Genomic DNA, 23,638 nt, shown 5'->3' with positions numbered 1-23,638 from the left:
CGGTCGCCCTCCCGTACCCGCACCGTGCGCGGCCGGATGCCGTGTTCCTTGAGCTTGGCCTCCAGGAACGCCAGCGTCAGCTTGGAGCCGACGACCGGAATGTCGGACCGCTCACGCAGCAGGTACGGCACGCCGCCGATGTGGTCCTCGTGACCGTGGGTGAGTACCACGGCCACGATGTCGTCCAGCCGGTCCCGGATCGAGGTGAAGTCCGGCAGGATCACGTCCACGCCGGGCTGGGTCTCCTCGGGGAACAGCACGCCACAGTCGACGATGAGCAGCTTGCCCGCGTGCTCGAAGACGGTCATGTTGCGGCCGATCTCACCCAGACCGCCGAGCGCGACGACCCTCAGCCCTCCCTTGGGCAGCGGCGGGGCGGCTTTCAGCTCTGGATGCGGATGACTCATACCTTGACGCTACCGGAGAGTCGGAGAGCGTGATCCATTGCCTGCGCGATCTCTCTGCTTCTCGACGGACGGGGGTTGCCCGTGACGGGTGCCCCGGAACCTTCGGCTCACGCCGACGGCCGGGGCGGGGAAGGTTGAAGATGGTACCGCTTGCCGTGCGTAAGCCACGCCAGGCGTATGGGAGAAGATCTCGTGCACCCTGTCGTGCCGCCCGGATTCGGTGCCTCCTGGCAGGCCTCGGCACTGGTCCACTCGGAGGAGTCGAGACGCGGGCGCCGTCGCCGCTCAGCAGCAAGTGGGCTGAGAGGGCCCCGAGGCGGCGGCACAGCCTTGTCCCCTCGGGGGCTTCGCGGAGCGGGGGGAAGGGCGCATGGGGATCCCGTGCGCGGCCCGTTCATGGCCGGGCGAGCCTGCCGGCCTCTCCATGTGCGGTATGGAGTTGGGGGTCTCGCGGGGTCTCGGCTCCTCCGCAGCGGTTCGGGCGTCCAGTTGCTGCCGGCGGGCAACCCATGCGGCGGCAGTGACGTGGTCGATCGGGGCCCTGGGCGCGCGGTACCCGGGAGCGGTGCAGGAACGCCTGGCCGAGCAGCCGACCCGCCGCACGAAGGCACTCTCCGGTGCGAAATACTCTCCCGATGAGTTCACGTACGTCCCCGATCAGCCGGCCGATCACGATACGGAGGGCCGTCGCGCGGGATGCCAAACGGCTCACGCGGCTCGTGCGTGGCTCGGGCGCCTACGAGGGTAAGTACGCAGCGGCAGTCGCGGGCTACCGGGTCGGTCCTGATTACATCGAGGCCCACCGCGCTTTCGTAGCCATCGGCGCCGGCGAGCAGGGAGGCCGGGTCCTCGGGTTCTACTCGCTCGTCCTCGCTCCACCGGAGCTCGACCTGCTGTTCGTCGCTGACGACGCGCAAGGACGGGGTATAGGACGACTGCTCGTCGCGCACATGCAGTCCGAGGCCCGTGCCGCCGGGCTCGACCGCGTCAAGGTCGTGTCGCATCTTCCCGCCGAGGGCTTCTACCACCGCGCCGGTGCAGTGCGGATCGGGACCGCGCTCGCGAACCCGCCCGCCGTGCCGTGGGACCGTCCCGAATTCGAGTTTCGCATTCCTTCGGAATGACGCGGTGTGCCGGTTCGCAGGGCATGGCTTCGCCTGCATGGATGGTGGCCGGCATGCAGGAGCCGCTGGACCCCGCGCGCTCCGTGTGTGCCGTCGTCTCTGCCATGCGGGGGGATCGCCTGCGCCAGTGGTCTCTCGCGGCGAGTTCGCCATGTGCGCCCTGGGGGGTCGGTCCTCGGTCGTTCTGTCCACCATCGCGCTGTACGCGAGGAGGGGCACCGCGGACTGCGGTCTGCGCGCGCCGCGCTCTGCCCCTCGTGCTCTGCTCCTGGTGCCTGCAAGGCGTCCGCTCCGGCCAGTGCCGCGAGCGCGCCGCCGCAGCGTCACGCCGCAGCCGTCCCGCTCGTGACGTGCTGACGGCGTCATCAGGGCGACGGTCTCAGCTCGCCGGAGTGACCGGTCCCTGGCCATGCCGCGAGACCAGCCGGAGGCCGGCAGGCCGGGCCAAGTCGCGAACCGCATGTGCAGACAGGTGATCATCTTGTTTGCCGCTCGACCTCGCCGGTGGTGATCGGCACCGCATAATCCTCGGAGCGGCTGTTTGTCCGTCGCCGGTAGGGGGACCCTCCGCCCATGAGGAAAAAGCCAGGTCGTCGCCGTATGGGGCAGAACCGGATGCTGCGGCTGTTGGACGCCCTGGAGCGTGAACCCAGGGCGGACGCCGTGATCGACGCGCTGACCGGGGGAGTACGGGCCCTGCCGCTCGGCCGCGTCCGAGACGGACTGCATGGCAGATGGCTCGGCCATCCCGTGCACCCCTTGATGGTGCAGGTGCCGATCGGCAGCTGGATGTCCGCAGCGGTACTCGACCTGTGCCCCGGCCGCTCCCGGGAGGCCGGCCTCCTCGTGGGCGTCGGGCTGGCGGCGGCCGGGCCCGCCGCGCTGGCGGGCGCCGTCGACTGGTCCGAATTGCATCGTCAGCAGAGGCGGGTGGGGCTGGCGCACGCCGTGGCCAACACGGCGGCCGTGGCCCTGTACGGCGCCTCACTCGTTTGCCGCCTGTCCGGGCGAGCCGGAGCGGGCCGGGCGACGGGTTTCCTCGGGCTGACCGCGGTCGGTCTGGGAGGGATGCTGGGCGGTCACATGGCCTACCGGCAGGCTTCCGGCGCCAACCACGCCGAGGAGGTGCCGCACGTCGTCAGTGAGGGCTGGCATCGGATCGGTTCCGTCGACGAGTTCCCCGCAGGCCGGCCCGTGCGGCGGACCGTGGACGACGTGCCGGTGCTGGTGGTGCGCGAACCCGGCGGAAGCTTCCACGCGCTGGCCGAGCGGTGCAGTCATCTGGCGGGGCCGTTGTCCGAGGGCACGGTCGCCGACGGGTGTGTCCGGTGCCCCTGGCACGGGAGTGTCTTCCGGCTCTCAGACGGCTGGAACGTCCGCGGACCCGCCACCGCGCCCCAGCCCGCCTTCGACACCCGCGTCGTCGACGGGTACGTGGAGGTCAGCCTGCGCCGGGAGGACCGGACGACGCGGGAGCCGGCCGGCCGCGAGATGGACGAGACGTCGACGGGGACGGAAGAAGGCAGGGATCATGGGCACAGCGGCTGACGGCCGTTTCGCGGAACGCCTGAGGCGACGGCTGCGACGCACCGGGCGTACGTACTCGGCGGGGCAGGAGCGCCCGCTGCGTGGTTACACGGCGGCCATGGCGGCCTTCGGCGCGTACACCGCCGCCTGGACGACGGTGGTGAAGATGCGCGGGCGCCCGCTGCCGGACCGGCCCGTGCCCTGGGATGTGGCTCTGACCGCCGTAGCGACGTTCCGGCTGAGCCGGCTGCTGAGCAAGGCGTCGGTGACCAGCCCGCTCAGGGCCCCCTTCACCACGTTCCGCGGCCCGCAGGGGCCGGCAGAGCTGCATGAGGAGGCGCGGTCCGAGGGTGGCAAGGACACGGTCGGCGAGTTGGTCACCTGCCCGTTCTGCATGAGTGTCTGGGTGGTCTCGACCCTTACCGCCGGGCAGCTGCTCTGGCCACGCGCCACCCGCACCGCCATGGGGGCGCTCGCCGCGCTGGCCGGCGCGGACGCGTTGCAGCTGACGTACAGCGCGCTGGTGGACAAGACCACCGGTGAGTGACCCCTCCCACGAGCACGCCGCAGCTCCGCGGCGGAGCTGCGGCGTGACGGTCACCGTCCCCGGCGCAAGGGGTGCGCCGGGCTGGTGTGGAGGGCACCGGAACCTTCGGCGCGGGCCTGTCCCGCTACCTGCTGGCTCGGGACGTACGAGGTGAACCGGCCCGACCGCTCTGCCCGCCGTCTGCTCGGGAAGTCGAACCCACCCCGGCCATCGTGGGCGAGGCGAGCGGGACGACTGCTTGGTAGGACTCGGCGATCTCCGCCGGGGCGAGTCGGCGCGCCACCACGTTCCGCGGGTCAGCGACCGTGAGCAGCTCGTCGCCCACCGTCGGCTCCACACGCGGCTCGCAGAGGTGTCCGAACAGCAGCCCCAAACGGGTCCTTGGCCCACCAGATGATCCGCACCTGCAGCGGTCGGCGCATGCAGGCCCCTTTCCTGGGAAAATGGGGTTGGTCTGTTTCCGCCGAGGAGGGCCATGGACGTAACCGGTTCCGGCACGGGACGTTCTCCCGTGTCCGGTCACCCGATGTGGCCTGGCGCTTCCCTCGGTACAACCCTGGAGGACGTGCAGGCGGCTGTCGTTCTCGTCGATGACGACGGCCTCATCGTCTCCGCCAATGCCGCGGCGCAAAGTGTGCTGGGCCGCAGCTCGGAGGGACTCGTCGGGCAGGATTTCCACGACCTCCTGCACCGTGACAGTCATGGGCACGCCACGCCCCGCACGCGCTGTCAGCTGAGGAGGGCGCTTCTCGCCGGGAGGACCGAACACGGCGACTACGAGTGGTTCGCCCGCGGGGACGGGACGCTCGTCCGACTGGCCTGGCTCGTCGCGCCCTGCTCACCCGTATCGGGGAAGGCGGCTGCGCTGGTGCTGTTGTACGGATCGGACCGGAGCGCATCCGACGGGGACTCCGATGAGATCCCGGCCCAGCTGACGGAGCTGGACCGCCTTGCCCTGCTGGCGGAGACGACCACGCAGCTGACATCCACCTTGGATGTGGACGAGGCGCTGCGTCGGCTGGCGGGGCTGACGGTGCCCCGGCTCGCGGACTGGGCGGTGATCGACCTGCTCACCGAACGAGACGAGGTACGGCGTGCTCTGGTGGTGGAGTACGAGGGCGGCATCCTGGTCGAGCGGGAGGACCTGCAAGGGCCCATGCCGCCCGTGCCGGAGGAGTCCCCGATGCCCCTGTCACGGGCTCTGCGCGGCGCCGCGTCCTCTCTCGCCGGCCCCGCCACCTATCAGGGGCCGCCCGATTCGGGGATCGCGGTGGAGCAGCGTCGTCTGTTCACCGAGACGGGTATGCACTCCGCTGTCATCGCGCCCATCCGGGGTCTGCGCGACGTGCTCGGAGCGCTGACCCTGGGACGTGCGAAGCGTTCTGGTCCCTTCACCGCCGCCGACCTGCCGCTGCTGGAAGACATCACCCGCCGGGCGGGCCTGGCGCTGGACAACGCGCGTCTGTACCAGCGCCAGCGCAAGGTCGCCGAAACCATGCAGCGCCACTTGCTGCCCCAGCTCCCCGTCGTGCCCGGGGTGGAGATGACGGCGCGGTACGTACCCGCTCCGCACGCCTCCTCCGTCGGCGGTGACTGGTACGACGCCTTCGCCCTGACCGACAGCACACATGCCCTGGCCATCGGTGACGTCGTCGGACACGACCTCGATGCGGCAGCCGGAATGGCGCAGCTCCGCAACATGCTGCGGGCCTTCGCATGGTCCCGGCCCCAGGCCACGGCCAGCGCCGTCGTCACCCAGCTCGACGAAGCCGTGAAGCACATAGCCGAGGTCCCCATGGCCACCATGATCCTGGCCACCCTCGCCCTGGGGGAGGACCGGTGGTGGCGACTGCGCTGGACGAACGCCGGCCACCCTCCCCCTCTGCTGGTCGGCCACGACGGTCAGGCCCGCTACCTCGGCGACGCTCACGGCATTCTGCTCGGGACCGGAGTCAGTAAGCCCCGTCCCGATGCCGTCACCGTCCTTCCGCCCGGCGCCACCGTCCTGCTCTACACCGACGGCCTGGTCGAGTCTCCGCACCACTCCATCGACCAGGGACTGGACCGGTTGCGCCGGCACGCGGCCTCTCTTGCCCACCGCCCTCTGGATTCCTTCTGCGACATGCTGCTGAAGCGGGTACGCCCCGACGACAACGACGACGACGTCGCCATGCTGGCGCTGCGCACGCCCGCTCGCGCATAGAGCGGTGATCATGAAGAGTGCTTCGGCACTGGTCGGCGCCCACCGGACAGTCCGGCACACGACACGCGCCGAGCAGTCAGGCGCGCTGCCTTCACCAAGCCCTCCACGGCAGGTTGGCCGGCAAGCCGTCGTCACTCGGTGCTTCGTCCAGCCCAGCGAACGCCGCGGCCGCCGTAGCTGGAAGGCGGACCGCAGCAAGCCCGTCACGGTTGAAGGGCCTCATGTCAAGGAGGGGAAACAGGGTCCGGGAAGGGCGGTGTCAGTTGATCCGGGCGTACTCGCGGAACTCCCAGTCGGTGACGTAGCGGTGGAACCGGGCGAGTTCGTCCCGCTTGAAGGTGAGGAAGGCGTCGACGAACGACTTGCCGAGGGCGTCGACGAGCTGATCGTCGGCCTGCAGGGCGTCGAGGGCCTGGCCGAGGTCGGTGGGTAGCCGGTCGGCGGTCCCGGTGTCGGCGGCGAGGCCGGTCGCCGGCGCCGGAGGCTCGGCCGCGGCAGCAATGCCGAGGTGGAGGGCGGCCAGGAGGCCGGCGACGGCGAGGTACGGATTGGCCGTGGCGTCGCCGAGGCGGACTTCCAGCCGGGACGCGGCACCGCGCTCCGGCGGGATGCGCACCATGGCGTTCCGGTTGTCCAGGCCCCAGTTGATCAACCAGGGGGCGGTGGTGCCGGGACCGAACCGCTTGTAGGAGTTGACGGTGGGGTTGAGCAGCGCGGACAGGGCGGGCGCGTGTACGAGGACGCCGGCCAGGGCGTGACGGGCCGTGGCCGAGAGGCCGTGGGCCTCGCGGGGGGCGTGGAAGACGTTGTTCCCGTCCGCGTCGATCAGGGAGACGTGCAGGTGGAATCCCGATCCGCCGCCGTCGTTGAAGGGCTTGGCCATGAACGTCGCCAGTCGGCCCTCGGTGCGGGCGAGTTCCTTGACCGCGGCCTTGAACCGGAAGGCGCGGTCCGCGGCGTTCAGTGCTTCCGAGTGGTTGAGGTTGATCTCGAACTGTCCGCCGTCGAACTCGCGGTTGCCGCCACTGACATCCAGGCCGAGGGCGTGCAGGGCGCGCACCGTGCGCAGAAGGTGTCCGTCCGGGTCGGCGCGGCGCCCGGTGGTGTAGACGTTGCCCGGGGCGGGGGCGTAGCGCCGCCACCCTGTGGGCGTGTCGGCGTCCGGTTCGAGCAGGACGTATTCCAGTTCGGGGCCGACGAGCGCGGTCAGGCCCGCGTTGTTCAGGCGGGTGAGGACGCGGCGCAGCAGGTCCCTGGGCGATTCGGGCACGCTCCGGCCGGTGGCCGGGTCCAGGACGTCACCGATGCACCAGGCGGCGTTCGGCTCCCACGGCAGCGGGACGACGGTGTCAAGGTCCGGGCGCACCAGGACGTCGGGCATGCCCGCCTGAATGCCGCCGGCGATGTCGGAGTGATCACCCAGAGCACCGGTGTGATAGACGGCGCGGCTGAAGGCGAGGCCGTGTCCGGCCGCCTGCGGCAGATGGTGCAGCAGGATGTCCCGGCTGCGGTCGGATCCCATCAGGTCCGGGTAGGCGACGCGGAGGACGTCGATCCCCTGGGCGTCAAGCGCCTCGATCGTCTGTCGGACCTGGCGGTCTGTGTGCGCGCTCAAGGGAACTCCAGGGAGGCGGTGAGGGCTTGCATTCTGTCCGATGCGCCCGCACGGCATCTATGCGGCCTCATGGCCGATCTATGCGGCCTCATGGCCGAGCGTCGGCGCCGGGACGTCTTTCATTTGGCATCAAACGATATGGGCCGGCCGCACCGCCCACAAGAGGGGCACGCGAGTTCACCTGCCTCGGGCCAGGGCCGAGGATGCCGGATCCGGCGGCTGCGGAGATACATTTGGCTGCAAATGAAGCCTGGGCGGCCCCCGTCGCCCCGACGACGAGGAGAAGCCCGTGCCCGGGCCCCGCCGATCCATCACCGAAACCGAGCGGGCCGTGCAGCGGCGGCTGGGTGGCCTGACTCTGCAACGCGAGGCCATGGCCGCCGTGGGCAATATCCACCGGGCGGCCGCCGCCGTCCGGCAGCACCTGGAGAACTCGGTGCTGCGTCCGCACGAGCTGACGTGGACCGGCTTCGTCGTGCTGTGGGTGCTGTGGATCTGGGGCGAGGCGGAAACCTGGTCCGTGGCCGAGGAGGCGGGGATCTCCAAGGGCACCCTGACCGGCATTTCGCGCACCCTCGAGTCGCGCGGCCTCGTGGCTCGTTCCCCCCACCCCGAGGACCGCCGCCGGGTCCTGCTCTCGCTGACCCCTGAAGGGGAGAAGCTCATGGAGAAGCTGTTCCCGGCCTTCAACGCCGAGGAAGCGTTCGTCGCCGCCCCGCTCAGTCCCGACCAGTGCCTCCAGCTCGCCGACAGTCTGCGTGTCATCGTCGGCCGGCTCGAGGAGCACGGGGAGCAGCGCAGGCGGGAGCTCCTCGATGGCGAAAGCCTCGCCCCACGGCGCTCGGGCCGCCGCCCGCGCCCGTAGCCGTCCGCCGCCCGCGCCCGCGCCCGCGCCTGTAGCCGTCCCCCGCGCGCGCCCGTAGCCGGACCGTCGGGGGCCACGGGCCCCGGCGAGGTGCCGCTCGCGCCTCGGAGTGTCGCGCTCATCGCCAGAGGTGGCGAGCGCTCGCCCGACCCTGTCGGACCCCGCCGGATCCGCGGGCCCCGTCCGATCCGCCGGGCTCCGGCTCGAGGAGTGGTCTCGCCCTTCAGGCGGAAACGTTTGAGCCCAAATAAATCCTCCGGCAGGGGCTTGACGCTCCCCCGACTCGGCTGTTTATTTGGGTTCAAACGAACTGGAGGTCGGGACATGACCCGCGAGTCCCAAGCGGCTGTCATCGCCGGGGTACCCGTTGACACCCGGCACTGGATAGGCGGCGAGCGCGTCGCCTCCGGTGAGACGTTCACCGACATCTCACCGATCGACGGCAGCGTCATCGGGGAGATCGCGCGGGGTACCGCGACGGAGGCCGCCGCGGCCGTTGCCGCCGCCAAGGCCGCCTTCCCCGGCTGGGCCGCCACCCCGCGCTCCGAGCGCGCCCGCATCCTGCACGCCATCGCCGAGGGGGTCGAGAAGCGGATCGAAGAGCTGGCCATCGTCGAGACCACCGACAACGGCGCCCTTCTGCGCTCCCACCGCAGCGGCGTCATGCCCCGCGTCGCGCACAACTTCCGCTTCTTCGCCGACTGGTTGCTGAAGCTGGAGCAGGAGGACTTCGAGACCCGCGGTCACACCAACCACGTCAGCTGGGACCCGGCCGGCCCGTGCGTGCTGATCACGCCCTGGAACGCACCACTGATGCTGGCCACGTGGAAGGTGGCCCCGGCGCTGGCGGCGGGAAACACGGTCGTCCTCAAGCCGGCCGAGTGGTCTCCGCTGACCGCCTCGCTGCTGGCCGACATCGCGGCCGAGGCCGGGCTTCCGGCCGGTGTCCTGAACGTGGTGCAGGGCTACGGCTCGGAGGTCGGCGACGCGCTCACCTCGCACCCGGACGTGCGCCGGATCAGTTTCACCGGCTCCGTTGCGACCGCGCAGCGGATCGCCGCGTCGGCCGCCGCCAACCTGACGCCTCTGAGCCTGGAACTGGGTGGCAAGTCCCCGCTGCTGGTGTTCGCCGACGCCGACCTGGACCTGGCCGTCGAGCTGGCGGTGGAGCAGTACGACAACGCAGGGCAGGTATGCCTCGCCGCGACCCGCATTCTGGTCGAGGAGACGGTCGCGGAGGAGTTCACCCGCCGCTTCGTCGACAAGGTGTCCCAGCTGAAGCAGGGCGACCCGCGGGACCAGGCCACAGACATCGGCCCCACCATCCACCCCCGCCAGCTGGAGAAGATCGACGGCTTCGTACAGCGGGCACTGGAGGTCGGCGCCCGCTCGGTCGTCGGCGGACACCCCAAGGAGCGGCTGTACTACGCGCCGACCCTCCTCACCGGCGTTGCCCAGACGTCCGAGATCGTCCAGGAGGAGGTCTTCGGCCCGGTCCTGACGCTCCAGACCTTCACCAGCGAGGAAGAGGCGGTCCGGCTCGCCAACGGTACCCGCTTCGGCTTGGCCGCCACCGTCGCCACGAGCAGCCCCGCCCGCGCCGAACGCGTCACCGCGCAGCTGGTCGCCGGCACCGTCTGGGTCAACTGCTTCTTCGTCCGCGACCTCAAGGCGCCCTTCGGCGGCTCCCGCCAGTCGGGTGTGGGCCGCGAGGGCGGCACCTGGAGCTTCGACTTCTACTGCGACGTCAAGAACACCGTCACCGCACCGAACGGATGGAAGCACCATGGGTGAGATCGTCGGGGCGGGCCTGCTCGCCCACGTCCCCACCATCGTGCTCCCGGAGGAGACCCGGCGGGAGCTGAACGAGGGCAAGGAAATCACGCTCGTCACCGGCCTGAGGCAGCTCCGCAAGGACATCTTCGAGCGCGATGCCCCCAACGAATACGACACGGTCGTCGTCCTCGACTCCCACTGGGCCACCACCGTCGAGTTCGTCGTCACCGCACACCCCCGCCGGGCCGGCCTGTTCACCTCCGAGGAACTGCCGCGCGGCATGTGCCGCATGCCGTACGACTTCCCCGGTGACCCCGAACTCGCCCACAACATCACGTCGTTCGCGGACAAGCACGGCACGTTCATCACGGCGATCGACGACGCGTACCTGCCGATCTACTACGCGACCGTCAACCTGTGGAAGTTCCTCGGTGAGGGCCTGCCGGACAAGCGGTGGGTGACGATCGGCGTCTGCCAGACCGGTGACATGGAGGACCACCTGCGCCTCGGCCGGGCGCTGGCCGACGGCATCGCCGCCACCCCGGGACGCCGTGTCCTGCTCATCGCCTCCGGAGCGCTGTCGCACACCTTCTGGCCGCTGCGTGAGATCCGGGACCACGAGGCCAGCGACCCGCTGCACATCTTCACGCCCGAGGCGCGCGCGGCCGACGAGGAGCGGATCGCCTGGTTCAAGGAGGGCCGCCACGACAGGGTCCTCGACACCATGGACGCGTTCTGGAAGCACAAGCCCGAGGCCAAGTTCTTCCACTACCTGATGATGGCCGGCGCACTCGGCGAGCGGGCGTGCACGGCCCCGGCCCGCCAGTACGGCGAGTACGAGAACTCGGTCGGCACCGGTCAGGTCCATCTCTGGTTCGACCGCCCCGCCGACGGCTGGACCGGCACCGGCCTGCCCGCCGCGCGCACCCCGCACAGCCGTATCTAGGAGCCCTTCATGCCCGAGTACCGCCGCGTCCTCCTCGACGGCGCCGCCGTCCAGGTCACGGTCGACGGGGACGAACTCGTCGCCGGGGACGGCCGTCGCCTCAGGACCGAGGAGGCCCACCACCTGCCCCCGGTGCTGCCCTCGAAGGTGATCGCCGTCCACCTCAACCACCGCAGCCGCGTCGAGGAGTTCCGGATCGGCCTGCCGGACACCCCGACCTACTTCCACAAGCCGACCTCCGCCCTGAACAGCCACAAGGGCGCGATCGTCCGCCCCGAGGGCTGCAAGTGGCTCAACTACGAGGGCGAGGTCGCCATAGTGATCGGGAGGACGGCCCGCAACATCTCCCCGGCCGAGGCGGGGGAGTACATCGCCGGCTACACGATCGCCAACGACTACGGCCTGCATGACTTCCGCGACACGGACGCCGGGTCCATGCTCCGGGTCAAGGGGGCCGACACCCTGTGCCCGCTCGGTCCCGGCCTGGTCACCGACTGGGACTTCCACGGCAAGCGGCTGCGCACCTACGTCAACGGCACGGTCGTCCAGGACGGCTCGACCGACGAGATGACGTGGGACATGCACTACCTCGTCGCCGACATCGCCCGCACCATCACCCTGTGCCCCGGCGACGTCCTGCTGTCCGGCACCCCCGCCAACTCCCGTCCCGTGCAGCCCGGCGACGTCGTCGAGGTGGAGGTCGAGGGACTGGGCCGACTCACCAACCACGTCGTCACCGGCCCCACCGCCGTCCGCACCGACGTCGGTGCCCAGCCCACCGAGTCCGAGGAAGTGCTCTCGACCGCCCTGGGCGGCGACTGGGAGTTCCGCGGCATCCGCCCGCCCAGGCGCTGAGCCCCGGCCGCGTCCATGGTCGATACACCAGATCGAGGAAGAGGGACGGAATGGATCTGAACAAGTGGCTGGCCTCGGCGGTCGCGTCGAACGCCGAGTGGGCGAAGACCTTCGGCCCCTTCGATCCGCACCCGGCACTGGCCGTCGACGACAACCGCTTCGCCGCCGCGTTCGAGGTCTTCACCGATCGGCTGAAGGACAACTACCCCTTCTTCCATCCCCGTTACGCGGGCCAGATGCTCAAGCCGCCCCACCCGGCAGCGGTGGTGGGCTACCTGACCGCGATGCTGATCAACCCGAACAACCACGCCCTGGACGGTGGTCCGGCCACCGCCGCGATGGAGCGGGAGGTGGTCCAGCAGCTGGCCGCGATGTTCGGCTACGACACCCACCTGGGGCACCTGACCACCAGCGGCACCATCGCCAACCTCGAGGCGCTGTTCGTGGCGCGCGAACTGCACCCGGGCAAGGGCGTCGCGTACAGCACCGAGGCCCACTACACGCACGGCCGGATGTGCGGGGTTCTCGGGGTGGAAGGCTTCCGCGTCCCCACCGACGACCTCGGCCGCATGGACCTCGACGCGCTGGAGGAGCTGCTGCGCGGCGGCCGGGTCGGCACGGTCGTGCTCACCGCCGGTACGACCGGGCTGGGCGCCGTCGAGCCGGTCCACGAGGCGCTGGCGCTGCGTGAGCGTTACGGTGTGCGGATCCACGTCGACGCCGCCTACGGCGGATTCTTCACCCTGCTGGCCGGTGCGGACGGCCCCGAGGGTCTGCCTGCGGAGCCCTGGCAGGCCGTCGCCCAGGCCGATTCCATCGTGGTGGACCCGCACAAGCACGGCCTGCAGCCCTACGGCTGTGGCGCGGTCCTCTTCCGCGACCCCTCGGTCGGCCGGTTCTACCTGCACGACTCGCCGTACACGTACTTCACCTCCGAGGAACTGCACCTGGGCGAGATCAGCCTGGAGTGCTCCCGGGCGGGCGCGGCGGCCGCCGCGCTGTGGCTCACCTTCCAGTTGCTGCCGCCCACCCGTGAGGGGCTGGGCCAGGTGCTGGCGGCCGGCCGGCGGGCGGCGCTGCGCTGGGCGGAACTGATCGAGGGTTCCGAATCCTTCGAGCTCTACCAGCCGCCGCAGCTCGACATCGTCAGCTACTTCCCGCTGACCGCGGGCACCGCCCTCTCGGAGATCGACGCGGCCAGCAACCGGATCCTGCAGGAAGGGATGACCGACACCCAGGACCCGGTCTTCCTCAGCACCCTCCGCGTGGGCGCCGAGCGCTTCACCAGCCGCCACCCGAAGATCACCGCCGACGCCGACGGCGCGCGCATTCTGCGCAGCGTGCTGATGAAGCCCGAATCCGAGACCCACGTCGAGCACCTGCACCAGCGGCTGGAGCAGCTCGCCCGCTCCTGACCGCCCCGTGCGCCACCGGCTGACCGGGGCCCGGCCGACGGTGATCCGACCAGCCGGGGCGCCCCATTCGAACCTCACGCGACGGCACACCTCTCCCCGCCCGCCGCGTCTGTCGCAGACGGCGTCTGAGCCCCTGCTGATCTCCCTGGAGCGTGACGACATGGCCCGCGTCCGTGGCTACTTCCCCCCCAAGACGGCGACGGGTGCCTCGTCGCTGATCCCCTCCCCGCCGTGGCACTACTCCGGCGACCTGCTCACCGTCGAGTACCGCACCGACCCGGCCCGGGTGCGCGAGCTGCTGCCCGAGCCGCTGGAGCTCGCCGACGAGGACCCCGGCGCGGTCGCGCTGATCTGGGCCGACTGGCAGTCGTGCTCGGCATCCGGCGCCGAGCTGCTGGATCCGGTGCTCGCCCAGTACAAGGAGGCGTTCGCCGTCGTCCGCTGCAAGTACCAGGGCCGGACCTACACCCGCTGCGTGTACATCTGGGTCGACAAGGACTTCGCCATCGCCCGCGGACTGCACCAGGGCTACCCGAAGAAGCTCGGCTCGATCCACCAGAGCCGCCCGCACCCCTACGGGCCGGCACCCCGGATCGAGGCCGGGGCACGGTTCGGCGCGACCCTCGCCGCCGCCGACCGGCGCCTGGCCCAGGCCGTGGTGACCCTGCGCGAGCCGGCGGACACGAACGGGTTCGTCAACGCCCACCCGATGGCCCACCACCGCTGGCTGCCGTCGATCGAGAAGGGAAAGGGCCTCGCCCTGGACGAGCTGATCGAGTCCGGCGCCGCCTCCTTCGAGGGCGGCAGGCCCTGGGTCGGCGACGCCGAACTGGAACTGTTCGAGTCACCCACCGAGGAGCTGGCCCGGCTGGAGATCCGCGAGCCGATCGCCGCGTACTACCGGCAGGTCGGCGTGGTGTGGGACGGCGGCCGGCTGCTCGAGTCCGCGACTTCAGGCGCCGAGTGAGAAGGCCCGGAGACCCCCATGCACACCGTCACCCATGAGGAACTGCTGAGACGGGCCGAGAATCTCCGCCTGCCCACCCGGCACCACATCGGCGGCCGGGACGAAAGCGGCAGCGGCGCGGCGTTCGCCGTCGTCGCCCCCCGCGACGGACAGCTCCTCACCCACGTCGCCGACGCGCGCGAGGCCGAGGTCGATCTCGCCGTCGCGGCCGCACGCCGCGCCTTCGACTCCGGCCCCTGGCCGCGCATGGCGCCCGCCGACCGCGGCCGGACCCTGTTGCGGATCGCCGACCTCCTCGAAGAACGACGCGAGCAGCTCGCCCTCACGATCAGCCTGGAGATGGGCAAACCGATCACCGAGGCGCACGACATCGAACTGCGCGCCGCCATCAACGCCTTCCGCTGGTACGGCCAACTGGCCGACAAGCTCACCGACGAATCCCCGCACACCGCACCCGACACCCTCGCCCTCGTCACACGGGAGCCGGCCGGCGTGGTCGGCGCGGTCGTACCGTGGAACTTCCCGCTCACCCTGGCCGGCTGGAAAGTCGCCCCGGCCCTCGCCGCAGGCTGCGCCGTCGTCCTGAAGCCGTCCGAATCGTCCCCGCTGTCGGCCCTGCTGCTGGGCCGCATCGCCACCGACGCCGGACTGCCCCCGGGCGTCCTCAACGTCGTCACCGGTGACGGCCCGACGGCAGGCCGGACCATCGGCCTGCACCCGGACGTCGACGTCCTGGCCTTCACCGGCTCCACCGCCGTCGGCCGCCACTTCCTGCGCCACGCCGCCGACTCCAACCTCAAACGCGTCTGGCTGGAGCTCGGTGGCAAGTCGCCCAACATCATCCTTCCCGATGCCCCCGACCTGGAGAAGGCCGCCGCCACCGCCGCCTGGGGCATCTTCTTCAACCAGGGCGAGATGTGCACCGCCCCCTCCCGGCTCCTCGTGCACTCCTCCATCGCCGAGCAGGTCACCGACGCCGTGGTCCGGCGGGCACGGGAGCTGAGAGTCGGCGACCCGCTCGACCCGGCCACGCAGATGGGCGCCCTGGTCTCCCAAGCCCACCTCGACCGCGTCCACGGCCATATCGTCACCGGCCAGGCCGAGGGTGCCCGGCTGCGCACCGGCGGGGAGCGCACCCTGACCGCCACCGGTGGCAGCTTCCTCCAGCCCACCGTCTTCGACCACGTCGGCCCCGGCATGCGGCTGGCCCGCGAGGAGATCTTCGGCCCCGTGCTGTCGGTCCTCACCTTCGACGACCTCGACGAGGCGGTACGCCTGGCCAACGCCACCGAGTACGGCCTCGCCGCCGGCCTGTGGACCTCCGACCTGTCCACCGCCCACCGGATCTCCCGCGCCCTGAAGGCCGGCACGGTCTGGGTCAACTGCTACGAGGAGGGCGACCTCACCGTGCCCTTCGGCGGCATGAAGCAGTCCGGCAACGGACGCGACAAGTCCGTCCACGCCCTGGAGAAGTACACCGAACTGAAAACCACCTGGATCCAGCTGTGACACGCCCGCTGATAGCCATCCCGGCCCGCTTCTCCGCGACCACCTCCGCCCTGCGGTACGAAGCCGAGGTCACCGCCCGCGCGCTCGTCGAGGCGGTCTGGCGCGCCGGCGGCGAACCGGTGAGCATCCATCCGTCGGATCCCACCGACACCGACGTCGCCGCCCGGCTCGCCCGCTTCGACGGCGTCCTGCTTCCCGGCGGCGGCGACATCGCCCCTCACCGCTACGGCGCAACCGACCGCCACGACAGCGTCTACGACGTCGACCACCTCCAGGACGCCTTCGACCTCGAAGTAGCCCACCAGGCACTGGAGAGGGGGATCCCGCTGCTGGCAATCTGCCGGGGCCTCCAAGTCGTCAACATCGCCCGCGGCGGCACCCTCCACCAGGACATGGGCGGCCCCGACCACGAGCACCGCCACCTGCTGCACCCGGTGACCATCCGCCCAGGAACGCGGACGGCACACGCAGTGGGTGCCGAAAAGGCCGAAGCATCCTGCTACCACCACCAGCGGGTCGAGCGCCTGGGCTTCGGCCTGACCGTGGCAGCCACCGCCGAGGACGGCACGATCGAAGCCCTCGAACTACCCACCGCAAGCGGATGGTTCGCCGCCGTACAGTGGCACCCGGAGGACACCGCGCACAGTGACCCCGCCCAGCAGAACCTGTTCGACACTCTGGTGTGCGTGGCTATGGCCGTCTCGGGTTGAGCAGCCCGGACGGCACACCGGCGACCCGGTCCGGCTCTGTCGATCGTCATCCGACCCCGGGCCCGCCGTGCGGGCCCTGAACTATGACGCTGACTACCCCAACTACCGTAATCCCAGCACTGGATGCGTCCGTTACGCACGCTGAACGCAGCGGTGCCCGGTTCTCGCCAGTCCGAGGTAAATGCCTGGACTGAGGACCTCTCCCGACGGGACACTTCCGACTTCCGAACCTCCGGGAGTGTGATGGCGACAACAGGTACGCGAGGGCCGACGCCCGGCAGGAGCGCGGTCGTTCTGGCGCTACGCCGCTACGGCCGGGAACTGCTGCGACTACGACTGCTGACCTTGCCCGCGCTGCTGTTGCCGGCCGTGGGCAACATCGGCAACCGCTACGTCACCCCCCTGCTGATCGCCAAACTGGCAGGACAGGCCGCCGACGACGGCGGTCTCTCCCTCAGCTCGGCGCTGCCGTACGTCTTGGGCTTCGGCGTGACGCTGCTGCTCGCCGAGGCCGTGTGGCGGATCGGGCAGCACTGCCTGAACCGCGTGGACGCCCTTGGCATGGAACACCTGTACGTGAGCGGCATGGACGAACTCCTCGCCAAGGACGCGGCATTCTTCCACGACAACTTCGCCGGCTCCCTGACCAAACGGGTGCTGAGCTTCGGCAAGCGCTTCGAGGACTTCGTCGACACGGTGACGTACCGGATCGTGGGCAGTCTCGTCCCCCTGGTCTTCGGGGCCGTGGTGCTGTGGAGCTACGAACCGATGCTCGTCGCCGGCCTACTTGTGATGATCGTGCTGACCGTCGTAGCCGCGACACCTCTGATCCGCCGCCGGCAGAGGCTCGTCAACGACCGTGAGGCGGCGATCGCCCGGGTCTCCGGCCACGTCGCCGACAGCCTCATGAACATGGAGACCATCCGGGCGTTCGCGGCCGAGGGGCGGGAGGCCGACGAACACCGCAGCCGTGTCGCGGATTCCCGGCGCCTGACGCTGAGGTCGTGGGACTACGGCAATCTGCGTGTCGACACCCTGATCGCCCCCATGTCCGTGCTGACCAACGTGCTGGGCCTGTTGGTCGTCATCGCCTTCGGCGGCTCGGGCCAGGGAGTGGAGGAGGTCATCGTCGCTTTCACCTACTACTCCAACGCGACCCAGATCATGTTCGAGTTCAACCAGATCTACCGGCGCCTGGAAAGCTCGATGACCGAGGCCGCGCAGTTCACCGAGCTGCTGCTGGATCCGCCCACCGTGCTCGACCCGACGGAACCCGAACCGCTCGCACCGCGGGACACAGGCATCCACTTCGAGACGGTGACCTTCGCCCACACGGGTGCCAAGCCGATTTTCCAGGCACTCGACCTGGAAGTGCCTGCAGGCGCACGCATCGGTCTGGTCGGCAGGTCCGGCGGCGGCAAGACCACACTCACCCGGCTCCTGCTGCGGATGTCGGACATCGACGACGGACGCATCCTGATCGGTGGTCAGGACATCAGCCGGCTGCGCCAGACCGACCTGCGCTCACTGATCGCCTACGTCCCGCAGGAACCCGCTATGTTCCACCGCAGCCTGCGGGACAACATCGCCTTCGCCCGCCCCGGTGCCACCGACGAGGAGATCCACGCCGCGGCCGCGGCCGCGCACGTCACGGAGTTCGCCGACCAACTCCCCGACGGCTTCGCCACCCTGGTGGGGGAGCGGGGAGTCAAACTCTCGGGCGGCCAGCGCCAGCGCGTCGCCCTCGCCAGGGCCATCCTGCGCGACGCCCCGATCCTGCTGCTCGACGAGGCGACCAGCGCGCTGGACTCGGAGAGTGAACTGCTCGTCCAGGACGCCCTGTGGCGGTTGATGGACGGACGTACGGCCCTCGTGGTCGCCCACCGCCTGAGCACCGTCGCCGGCATGGACCGTCTCGTCGTCCTCGACCGCGGAAGCGTCGTCGAGCAGGGCACCCACGAAGAACTGCTCGCGGCGAACGGTGCCTACGCCAAGCTGTGGCAGCACCAGTCGGGCGGCTTCCTCGGCGAGAGCACCGAGTCGACCCTCGGACGCCCGGTCCCAGAAGCCGGTCTCAACGGGCTGCCCGGACCGGCCGACCCGGCGCCGGACGGTGGCCGCGGGACGTCGTCACACGCTCGTACGAGCACCGGGTTCACGTGATCGAGTCGGTTCCCGGACATCCTCGACCGTTGGCGGCGTCACGCTGATACGTCGCGTGCGGCAAACGGCGAAGCGCCGCGGGAAAAACGACCACTGCTCCCGGACCGGCTGACGCGGTCGGGAGCACTCGGGTGATGCTGCTTGCCGGTACCGGGCCGGCTGGGTGTGTCTCGATAGGGGCCTGCCGACCAGGCGTCATCACGGTTCTGACCGTTTGCGGCTGCCCGGGGCCGGCTACGCGATGCGCCGTCGGGTCGGAAGGTGAACGAGCATGACCGGCATGTCCCCTGCCCCGCGTACCCGCCGACGTCCGAGGGGGGCGGTGGGCCCGTGGCTGTGGCTGTGAGCGTGTCCGTGCCTTCGGCGCTCGCTCCGGGGCCGTGTCCGGCGCCGGCCGCCGGGTGGTGTCGTCATCGTGCACGAAGCCGCGGGCCAGGAAGTCGGGGGCCTCGGCGAGGGCGCCGGTGTCCGCGTCGACGATCGCCCCCACCGTGAGCACGCCCGCGGACCGCGCTGCCGTGGCGAGCGCCCCACCGGGGCTGCCGGGGTCTGCCCTTACTCGGCCGAGGCGTCGGCCCCGGAGTCGGCCGCGTGGACCGGGACCAGCAGGGTGAAGGTGGCCGGAGCTCTGCTGGTAAGGGAGAGCCGGCCGCCAAATGACATGGCGAGGTCGGAGGCGAGGGCGAGGCCGATGCCCGTTCCGTGACCGCTGCTCGTGTGTCCGCGGTCGAACAGCCGGGCCGGCTCGCCCTCCACGGTCCCTTCGTCGCTCACGTCGAAGGCGAGGGCGTCGTCGAGATCGCGCACCACGACCCGCACGGTTCCGCGCCCGTGCAGGCGGGCGTTGTCGAGCAGGATGTCGAGCACCTCGGTGACCGGCCCGCCGGGGATCTGGACATCCCTGGGCGCGTCGTGTGTGCCGCACTCCAGCCGCCTGCCGTCGGCGGCGAACTGGCCGTGCCAGTGCTCCTCCGCTTCCCGGAGAAGCTGTGACGCCGCGGTGTTCCCGGCGGCCGGCCGGGGGCGGCCTGGGGTGCGGGACAGGCGCAGTACTTCCTCCACCGTGTGGTGCAGGCGATGGGTGGTGGCCAGTGCCTCGGCCAGCACCGGCCGCAGCCGGGCGTTGTCGTCCTGAGCCAGGCCCGCTTCCAGGGCGAGTTGCAGGCCGGTGAGGGGAGTGCGCAACTGGTGGGAGGCATTCGTGGCGAATTCGCGCTCATGGCGGAGGAGTTCGGCCAGGTAGTGCAGCATGGCGTTGTGGGTGCGGGCCACCTGGTCGATCTCGGCGACGCTGCTGGGGGCTGCCCTTGCGTTCAGGTCGCCTTCCGCAACGGCCCGGCAGTGGCGGGAGAGGTCCTCCAGGGGTGCGGCCAGCACCCGGGCCTGACGGCGGGCGACGAGCACCGCGACGGTGAGCGCGACGACGGTCACGCCCAGCAGGGCGGCCCACGCGGCCAGCACCCGAGCGCGTACTGCGCCCGCGGGCGAGGACGCCCGGACCACACCGATCACCCGTTCGGCGTGGGAGACCGGTACGGCGGCGACCAGATCGCCGCCCGAGCGTCCGCGGACCAGCTGCCCTGCCAGGGCACGGCGGACCGGAGCGTCCCCCGTCTCGGGGCCGTTGCCCGCCCGCAGCCGCTGCTGCGGGTCGTACAGGCCGATGCGTCCCCCGGCGGGCGCGTGGGACAGTTCCACCGGGTCGCCGACCGCGTAGTCCGGGCTCACCCGTACCGCGGCGGCCAGGGCCGCGCGTTCCAGGGTGTCGCGCTGTCCGGCGTACAGGGAAAACCTGATGGCCAGGGCCAGGGGTACGGCGAGCAGTACTACAGCGACCAACGCGGCGGTCAGGGCGACTCGCACCACGCGCTGTCTCATGCCCTTCATGATGCGCCCTGCCCCGTCCCTGCGGAGACCCGTGCCTCCGCGTTCCGGTGACGGCTCTCAGCGTCCTCTCCGCAGGCGGCTCCCGGGCTGGCGGGGCGGACCGAACCCCCCGAGCAGCCCGAGCACCGCGATCCGCCCACCTCAGCTGAGCCCCTGACTTCCGATGTCACCGCTCCGGGGCGCTCGGCCAACCGTTCGCACACCATCTGCAGCGTCTGGGCATCGGCTCGGGCAGCCGCGCGGCCGTGCTCTGCCGAGGGTCGCCGGTCGCCGTGCCACGGATGCGACACCAGTTATCGGGGCCGTCGCTCGTGCCCGCACGCTTCCGCGACACCGCGGCAGCGACCCGGCCATCGCGTCGACACCGTCATCGGATACCGCGGCCGCCGCACACTCACCCAGGCCAACCGTCCGGAACCCGCCTGATCGTCCTGCTGTGCGCGGAGTAGGTCTGACTCCATGTAAGCCGTCTCGGTCGCCTCACAGGGGCTGACGGGCGATGAGCACGAGATACGCGCCGTAGACCAAGGACATCGCGGCCACGCTGCCTCCCACCAGCGCCGCCTGTTTCGGTCCTGTGCGCCATGCCCGCACCAGGCCACAAGCCATGGGCAGCAGCAGCGGGAACGCCGGGAGCAGGAAGCGGGGCTTGGATGAGAAGGGGCCGGAGACCGTGATCACCATCGCCAGCAGGACACCGGCAAAGACGACCAAGGGCAGCGGTCCCCTGTCCAGACACAGCAGGAGGAACAGCACGAGACTCGCCGCGACGATCACCAGGGCGAGCGGTTGTACGGCCCCGCCGCCGTGCAGCAGCAGCGCCTTGAGGAATCTCAGCGTGCCGGCGCCGAGGTCGAGGCGGGAGTTCCAGGCGCTCTGGGCCTGGAAGTACCCGTGCAGCAGATCACCGGACTGCTGCCCAACCCACAGCACGTAACCGGCCCAGCCCAGCGGGGCGAGGAGAGCACCTGCCCAGAGCCCGGGAGGTACGCGGCCGCGGCGCCGTACCGCCTCGCAACCGGCCGCCGTGACGACGGCCACTGCCGCCGCGATGCCGCTCGGCCGGGTCAGGCCCGCCAGCGCGGCGAGTGCGCCGGCCGCCATCCAGCGGCCCTTGAGCACGGCATACAGGGACCAGGCAGCGAGCGCGCTGAACAGTGGCTCGGTGTAGGCCAGGGAGAGGACGACCGAGTGCGGCAGAGCGGCCCAGAGGGCGACCAGGACCGTGGCCACCGCGCGCCCGTGGAGCCGGTGACCGATCGCGTAGATGCCGTACGCGGCCAGCGCCGCCGCGCACCAGGCGATCAGCAGCGCCGCTGCTCCCGGACCTACGTGCAGGACGCGGCTGAGCACCCTGATGAGCACCGGGTACAGCGGGAAGAACGCCCAGTCCCTCTGCAGCGCGCCCGTTGCGGAAATGTGGATGCGGGTGCCGTAGCCGTGCTTGGCGATGTGCAGGTACCAGACCGAGTCCCAGGAGTGGGCGAGACTCTTCAGCGGGGGCCGACCGGTGAGCGCGGCCAGGAGGGCCAGCACCGTGACGCCGGTGAGGCGGATGGCCGCGAAGAGTGCCAGGGCCGGAACGACACCTGGCGGCTGGGCGCCCAGCGAAGCGCGACCGGAGGAGGCTGCCATGTCCCGTCCGAAGGGGAGGCGCGGACCCTTACAAGCGGAGGTACTCACTCTCCGACGGTGAGTGAACCGGCTCGCACCCGCAAAAGGAGCCTCCGCTGTCGGTGCTCGGCCGCAAGCGTGGCCGTGAGGCTTTTGCCGTCGTCTAACCATCGGCGAGCAGGGCGTTAACCGGCCGTTTCCTAGCGTGGTTGCCATGACCGCCCGGTCGGTCCTTGAAGACGGTTCCTGAGCCGCAGGTCAGAAGCTTGTCGCAACGCATTTGATACACCCGACAGCAAGTGACCGGCCAAAGGGCCGAATGTGACAGGCGAAGCGGTACCTGGGATCGAGATGCTCGTGATGCCTTCCAGAACAGGATGGTGGCGCAGGGCGGTGGCAGCAGCCGCGGCCACGCTGGGCGCGTTCACAGCCGCGTCGGGCCTGCCATCATCGACCGCCGCTGCGCTGTCCCACGGGCCCGTTCGGTCCGACGCCGGCGCACCGGCTCCGGTCGTCGACTGCCGGGTCACCAAGTGTGTCGCCCTGACCTTCGACGACGGACCGACCCAGTACACGGCGGCCGTACTGGACGCACTCGAGCGCCAGCACACCGTGGCCACGTTCTTCCTGATCGGGCCGCACGCTCTTCAGTACCGGAAGGATGTACTGAGACAGCAGCGGGACGGCGACGCTGTCGGCGACCACACGGTCACCCACCTCCGCCTCACCCGCCTCCGACCCGCCCGGATCGACTACGAGCTGGAGACCGCGGCGGGGCAGATGGCTTCCGTCACAGGGCACCTGCCGACCCTTTTCAGACCGCCCTTCGGAGCATGGAACGCCAAGGTGCGTGCGGCAGCAGGTGCGGAAGGTCTGTCGGTGGTGATGTGGAGCATCAGCGCCAAGGACTGGAAGTACCACAACGCGCACCTCATCGAGCAGCGCGTGCTGACCCGTGTGCGACCGGGCGCGATCATCGTCCTGCACGACCGATACGCGACCACCCCACCAGCCGTCCCCCGCATCGTCCACGCGCTGAAGGGCCGCGGCTATGTCCTGGTCACCGTCCCCCAGATGTTCGCCACGACCGGCGGTCTGCAACCCGGCGTGGTCTACCACCATGGGCCGTCGCCGAGCTCTCTGTAGGGCGGCACTGCACTCGGCAGTGCCGAGTGCAGTGCCGGATACACAGCCGCAACCGCCCTGTGCCAGTCCATGGGGCGTGAGGCGAGACAGGACGGCGGCCAACCGGGTGCTTCACCAGGCCACACCGGGCGGTACCGCATCACCTGCTCGGTGCACGGATGTAGTCCTCCAGGCGTGCCACGGCGAATGTCGGCGGTCACGTGAGGACGCCGAGTAACCACCATCCCTGGCTGCGCTGCGCTGCTCTGCTGTGCGGGCGGTGCACCGCGCCCGGAAGTTTCTCACGGCGGCAGTCACGGTCGTGCTCGTCATGGCGGCAGGCATTGCGGTCACTGCTCGGGGCACCGGCCGCAGACGTCGCC

At 70.7% G+C, this 23,638-nt stretch carries 18 protein-coding genes; 14 read left to right on the top strand and 4 right to left on the bottom strand.

Annotated features, from left to right (window positions below; translation table 11 throughout):
* A partial coding sequence (locus tag ACFZDC_RS39750; protein WP_391331683.1) for an MBL fold metallo-hydrolase occupies nt 1-407 on the bottom strand: 407 nt, incomplete at its 3' end.
* Nucleotides 408-1,042: 635 nt separating this feature from the next.
* Between ACFZDC_RS39750 and ACFZDC_RS39745 the strand changes: the two genes are divergently transcribed.
* The 4 genes from ACFZDC_RS39745 to ACFZDC_RS39730 all read left to right on the top strand — a co-directional run bounded on the left by ACFZDC_RS39745 (nt 1,043) and on the right by ACFZDC_RS39730 (nt 5,808).
* Nucleotides 1,043-1,531, top strand: coding sequence for a GNAT family N-acetyltransferase (locus ACFZDC_RS39745; RefSeq protein ID WP_391331681.1), 489 nt, complete (start codon nt 1,043-1,045; stop codon nt 1,529-1,531).
* 600 nt (nt 1,532-2,131) lie between these two features.
* A complete protein-coding gene (locus ACFZDC_RS39740; RefSeq protein ID WP_391331687.1) occupies nt 2,132-3,079 on the top strand; it encodes a Rieske 2Fe-2S domain-containing protein in 948 nt (315 codons plus the stop codon).
* Nucleotides 3,063-3,605 carry a DUF1360 domain-containing protein gene (locus tag ACFZDC_RS39735; protein WP_391331679.1) on the top strand — a complete coding sequence of 181 codons (543 nt, stop codon included), beginning with the start codon at nt 3,063-3,065 and terminating at the stop codon, nt 3,603-3,605. Before ACFZDC_RS39740 ends, ACFZDC_RS39735 begins: the two co-directional genes overlap by 17 nt.
* A gap of 526 nt (nt 3,606-4,131) precedes the next feature.
* Nucleotides 4,132-5,808 carry a SpoIIE family protein phosphatase gene (locus ACFZDC_RS39730; RefSeq protein WP_391331677.1) on the top strand — a complete coding sequence of 559 codons (1,677 nt, stop codon included), beginning with the start codon at nt 4,132-4,134 and terminating at the stop codon, nt 5,806-5,808.
* Nucleotides 5,809-6,067: 259 nt separating this feature from the next.
* On the opposite strand, the gene ACFZDC_RS39725 is transcribed toward ACFZDC_RS39730, so the two are convergent.
* Nucleotides 6,068-7,423, bottom strand: a complete 1,356-nt coding sequence (locus ACFZDC_RS39725) for a glutamine synthetase family protein (protein ID WP_391331675.1) — start codon at nt 7,421-7,423, stop codon at nt 6,068-6,070.
* A 289-nt stretch (nt 7,424-7,712) separates the two neighbouring features.
* Between ACFZDC_RS39725 and ACFZDC_RS39720 the strand changes: the two genes are divergently transcribed.
* The 9 genes from ACFZDC_RS39720 (at nt 7,713) to ACFZDC_RS39680 (ending at nt 18,629) form a co-directional block, all read left to right on the top strand.
* Entirely contained in the window at nt 7,713-8,288 is a 576-nt protein-coding gene (locus ACFZDC_RS39720; RefSeq protein WP_391331673.1) for a MarR family transcriptional regulator, read from the top strand.
* Nucleotides 8,289-8,612: 324 nt separating this feature from the next.
* Entirely contained in the window at nt 8,613-10,082 is a 1,470-nt protein-coding gene (locus ACFZDC_RS39715; protein WP_391331671.1) for an aldehyde dehydrogenase family protein, read from the top strand.
* Nucleotides 10,075-11,010 (top strand): 3,4-dihydroxyphenylacetate 2,3-dioxygenase, encoded by a 936-nt coding sequence (locus tag ACFZDC_RS39710; RefSeq protein WP_391331669.1) that lies wholly within the window; start codon nt 10,075-10,077, stop codon nt 11,008-11,010. Before ACFZDC_RS39715 ends, ACFZDC_RS39710 begins: the two co-directional genes overlap by 8 nt.
* Nucleotides 11,011-11,019: 9 nt before the next feature.
* Nucleotides 11,020-11,865 (top strand): fumarylacetoacetate hydrolase family protein, encoded by an 846-nt coding sequence (locus ACFZDC_RS39705; RefSeq protein ID WP_391331667.1) that lies wholly within the window; start codon nt 11,020-11,022, stop codon nt 11,863-11,865.
* A 50-nt stretch (nt 11,866-11,915) separates the two neighbouring features.
* On the top strand, nt 11,916-13,280 hold the full coding sequence (locus ACFZDC_RS39700; protein WP_391331666.1) for an aminotransferase class I/II-fold pyridoxal phosphate-dependent enzyme: 1,365 nt from the start codon (nt 11,916-11,918) through the stop codon (nt 13,278-13,280).
* 160 nt (nt 13,281-13,440) lie between these two features.
* Nucleotides 13,441-14,247 carry an acetoacetate decarboxylase family protein gene (locus ACFZDC_RS39695; protein ID WP_391331665.1) on the top strand — a complete coding sequence of 269 codons (807 nt, stop codon included), beginning with the start codon at nt 13,441-13,443 and terminating at the stop codon, nt 14,245-14,247.
* A gap of 18 nt (nt 14,248-14,265) precedes the next feature.
* Nucleotides 14,266-15,756, top strand: a complete 1,491-nt coding sequence (locus ACFZDC_RS39690; protein WP_391331664.1) for an aldehyde dehydrogenase family protein — start codon at nt 14,266-14,268, stop codon at nt 15,754-15,756.
* A complete protein-coding gene (locus ACFZDC_RS39685) occupies nt 15,753-16,466 on the top strand; it encodes a gamma-glutamyl-gamma-aminobutyrate hydrolase family protein (protein ID WP_391331663.1) in 714 nt (237 codons plus the stop codon). Before ACFZDC_RS39690 ends, ACFZDC_RS39685 begins: the two co-directional genes overlap by 4 nt.
* Before the next feature lie 243 nt (nt 16,467-16,709).
* Entirely contained in the window at nt 16,710-18,629 is a 1,920-nt protein-coding gene (locus ACFZDC_RS39680; protein ID WP_391331661.1) for an ATP-binding cassette domain-containing protein, read from the top strand.
* Between the two features lie 555 nt (nt 18,630-19,184).
* Here the strand turns inward: ACFZDC_RS39680 and ACFZDC_RS39675 are convergent.
* Both ACFZDC_RS39675 and ACFZDC_RS39670 read right to left on the bottom strand, forming a co-directional pair.
* Complete coding sequence (locus ACFZDC_RS39675) at nt 19,185-20,507, bottom strand: histidine kinase dimerization/phospho-acceptor domain-containing protein (protein WP_391331658.1); 1,323 nt, start codon at nt 20,505-20,507, stop codon at nt 19,185-19,187.
* A 489-nt stretch (nt 20,508-20,996) separates the two neighbouring features.
* Complete coding sequence (locus ACFZDC_RS39670) at nt 20,997-22,151, bottom strand: mannosyltransferase family protein (protein WP_391331656.1); 1,155 nt, start codon at nt 22,149-22,151, stop codon at nt 20,997-20,999.
* A 372-nt stretch (nt 22,152-22,523) separates the two neighbouring features.
* Between ACFZDC_RS39670 and ACFZDC_RS39665 the strand changes: the two genes are divergently transcribed.
* The gene (locus tag ACFZDC_RS39665; protein WP_391331654.1) at nt 22,524-23,276 is read left to right on the top strand and encodes a polysaccharide deacetylase family protein; all 753 of its coding nucleotides are present in this window, start codon (nt 22,524-22,526) and stop codon (nt 23,274-23,276) included.
* Nucleotides 23,277-23,638 lie beyond the last annotated feature (362 nt).

The organism is Streptomyces sp. NPDC007905, from assembly GCF_042959345.1.
GTDB lineage: Bacteria > Actinomycetota > Actinomycetes > Streptomycetales > Streptomycetaceae > Streptomyces.
This window is presented reverse-complemented; position numbering and strand designations above follow the sequence as displayed.